The sequence below is a fragment of the uncultured Campylobacter sp. genome, from assembly GCF_938045535.1.
Lineage (GTDB): Bacteria > Campylobacterota > Campylobacteria > Campylobacterales > Campylobacteraceae > Campylobacter_B.
In genome coordinates this window covers 1-3193 of the sequence record NZ_CALIMQ010000135.1, presented here as the reverse complement: position 1 = coordinate 3193, position 3193 = coordinate 1, and the positions used below count along the sequence as shown (strand labels likewise).

Below are 3193 nucleotides of genomic sequence, written 5' to 3'. Positions count from 1 at the left end.
GGCGGCAGGGTAGGAATTTACGAGCCGATCCACGGTAGTGCGCCCGACATCGCGGGGCAGGGGATCGCAAACCCGATCGCTACGATCTTAAGCGCGGCGATGATGCTAAAATACGCATTCGGCGAAAATGAGGCCGCAGCAGCGATCGAAAGCGCCGTACGAGCCGTGCTTCGCGACGGATACCGCACCAAGGATATCGCGCAGTACGATGCCAAAGAAATTTGCTCGACCGCAGAGATCGGCTCGATCATCGCAGATTACGCGGCCAAGGCTTAGGAGCCAGCTTTGAATGGTGCGCTAGCATACGCTATGGAGCTTGAGAAAAAAGGCGATATCTACGGCGCAATGCGGATTTGCCGCGGTATTTTACGCGATAATCCGCAAGATGGCGATGCGGCTGTGCTTTTTGCGCGGATAAATTTAAATCATCGAGTAGGCTCGGGCGTTAATATGGCGATGCTGGAGCGCTTTTTAAGCGTCGATGCGAGCAAACAAGCGGAATTTAAGAGGTGGCTAATTGATGTATGAAAATGAACTGGAAGATATCATCGAAGCAGTAAATGAGATGAAAGCACAAAAGCGCGTGCAAGATTTGGCGGTGCAGCAAGAGGGGGCTGTGAATGCAAACAGCGCTGAAGCAGAAGCGCAGGCTTCGCAGGATGCTTTAAGCCCCGCTTCTTTTGCGCCAGATCCCATTGCACCTGATGCCTTAAATTCCACATCTGCACCGGATATCGCTTCATCAAACGCGCAAAATTTCACTTCTTTGGATACTAAAAATTCCACTTCGCGCTTTGTTTCATCGAATGCTTTAAATTCCGTCCCAGATCATTCAAATGCCCTGGCACGCAAGAACTCTGCGCCTAGCGGCGCGGAATTTGCAGCGGACGCTACTTTAAAAAAATCTGCCGCAAAAGATGAAAATTTTACTTTTTCCAGCGAGGAGAATTTTAAAAATTCTGATCTTGCAGGCGGTCAAAATTCTGAGGCTTCCGCCTACCCAAACGGAGAGAATTTTAAAAATTCTGCTTCTGCAAGCGGCAAAAATTCCGCAAATTCGACCTTTGCAAACGATGAAATTTTAAAAAGCTCCGCCGCAAAATTTGACGAAAGCTTGCGTGATTTATCGGGCATCGCAGGCGAAATTTACGATAGTCTAGGCAGCGATATGAATGGGTTTGTTTCGCCGCAAAGCAGGGACGCAAGCATAGCGCAAAGCTCTGCTGAAAGTAAAGATTTTGAATTAGCGCTAAATTCTACGGATGACGACTCCCAAAGTAAGCAAGATTTGACGCCTCGTATTTTAGGCGCGCATTTTAAGGAGCTAAGCAATGACGATTTTGGGCCTGGCTCTGATTTTAAAGAAAACGAAGCTGACGATTATTTCGGTACGGCGCATTCTAAAAAGCAGGATTTAGCGTCGCTTCAAGCTCAAAATTCCGTCGCGCTAGAGATCCGCAATGTTGCCGCGCAGCAGCAAAATTTCGTTTCGCAGCCACAGAATTTTACTATGCATGAGGCGCGAGACGATGAGCTCGCCACGCCGCAGCTTCGCAATTCCGCCAAGCAGGATATGCAAGTGGGAAGCCTTGCCTCTTATGGTGCTCAAAATTCCGCCGTGCGCCAGCCTGAAGCAGCGCGACATCTTGGGGCTGCGAGACAAGCGGGTGACAAATCAAAATATCTCGCAAATGCAGATTTTAAAATTTCAAGCGAAGCGGAGTTTTTGAGCGCGATAAAAGAGCGGATTTTAGTGCTTTTTGAGGGGCTAAACGCTTTTGAGAAGGGCGATTTGAACGCGCGCGTGGAGTTAAATTTAAAATTTATGGAATTTTTGCTTGCAAGTATCGAAAACCGACTTGAAAATCTATCAAAATAACGATTTCATCGCGCTTTTAGATTATCTTAAAAAATTTAGCTCACGCATATATCTGGTAGGCGGCTGCGTGCGCGATCATTTTTTGGGGCGGGCGAGCGCTGATGTGGATGTGGAGCTTTACGATGTGGATCCGCGCCGTTTCGAGCAAATTATGCATGGCTTCGGCGCACAGGGCGTCGGCAAAAGCTATTTCGTCTATAAATATAAAAATTTCGATGTTTCGCTTCCGCGCACCGAGAGTAAGACTGGCATCGGACACAAGGGCTTTAGTGTCGCTTTGGCTACGGACGAACATGAGGCTAGCAGGCGACGCGATTTTACGATTAATGCGATGATGATAGACGCTATAAGCGGTAAAGTTCTCGATTTTTACGGCGGGCTTGCGGATTTGCATGCGAGGATTTTGCGAGTGGTTGATCCGCACACTTTCGTGGAGGATAGCTTGCGCGTATATCGCGCGGTGCAGTTTGCTGCGAGATTTGAGCTTCGCGCCGAGCCGCACACCTTAGAACTTATGCACGGCATCGACGTTAGCGATCTTAGTTGCGAGCGCGTTAAAGCAGAGCTGATTAAATTTTTTCGTGCACCTGCGCACCGATATGGGATGATGCTAATGCAAGAGCTGGGGCTTTATGAGCGGGTTTTTGGATTGCGGATTGATCCGCGCACGCACGAGCGACTGATGCAATTCATAGAGCGTGGCGAATCTTTCGTGCGAAATGAAATGTTTTTTTTATATGCGTTTTTGAATTTTTTAGGATTAGATAAAGATAAAATTTTAAAGAATTTAGGGCTAAATTCTCTTTATAAAAGGCTACTTAGCGAGCCGTTTTTTAAGCGGGTAAGCGACGAACGGCTATGCAAAATCGCTCTAAAAATGCCGCTTAAGCAGTGGCTCGGGCTGTATTGTAAAGGTAGGGTGCAAGCATCAAAGCGGCTTGGGATTTGGGATAAGAAATTTAAGAGCTTGATTTGCGCTGGGGATGTCGCTCGCAACCTGCGCGGCGCTGCGATCGGCAAGGAGATTGAGAGGCTGCAAGAAGCGGAGATTAGGGCGTTCGTAGCGGCTTTAAAAGCGTAAATTTAGAGAGATTTCTGTAAAATCGCCGTTTTATTTAGGAGCTAGTTTTATGAAAAAATTCTATCGTCGCGACGAAATTTACGCGTTTTGCAAGAATGCTGCGTCTTTGCAAAAGTGCGCTTTTTGCTTTGATCGTAGGCAAAATCCCGTGATTTTTGCTGCGCGAAATTTTATCTTTTATGGCGAGCGAAATTTAAATTTTTGCGGCGTAAGATTTCATAGTGCAAAGCTTA

General features: G+C 47.2%; 5 protein-coding genes. All 5 read left to right on the top strand.

Annotation, left to right across the window (positions count from 1 at the left end; all coding sequences use genetic code 11):
• Positions 1 to 276 (top strand): isocitrate/isopropylmalate family dehydrogenase (locus Q0095_RS04425; RefSeq protein WP_297881730.1); only part of this gene is annotated, 276 nt, incomplete at its 5' end.
• Positions 277 to 285: 9 nt separating this feature from the next.
• Positions 286 to 528: a hypothetical protein gene (locus Q0095_RS04420; RefSeq protein WP_297881728.1), complete on the top strand. Its 243-nt coding sequence runs from the start codon at positions 286 to 288 to the stop codon at positions 526 to 528.
• Positions 521 to 1879 (top strand): hypothetical protein, encoded by a 1359-nt coding sequence (locus Q0095_RS04415; RefSeq protein ID WP_297881726.1) that lies wholly within the window; start codon positions 521 to 523, stop codon positions 1877 to 1879. The genes Q0095_RS04420 and Q0095_RS04415 overlap by 8 nt, the downstream gene beginning before the upstream one ends.
• Entirely contained in the window at positions 1839 to 2960 is a 1122-nt protein-coding gene (locus Q0095_RS04410; protein ID WP_297881724.1) for a CCA tRNA nucleotidyltransferase, read from the top strand. Before Q0095_RS04415 ends, Q0095_RS04410 begins: the two co-directional genes overlap by 41 nt.
• A gap of 49 nt (positions 2961 to 3009) precedes the next feature.
• The coding region (locus Q0095_RS04405) for a hypothetical protein (protein ID WP_297881722.1) at positions 3010 to 3193 on the top strand (184 nt) is incomplete at its 3' end.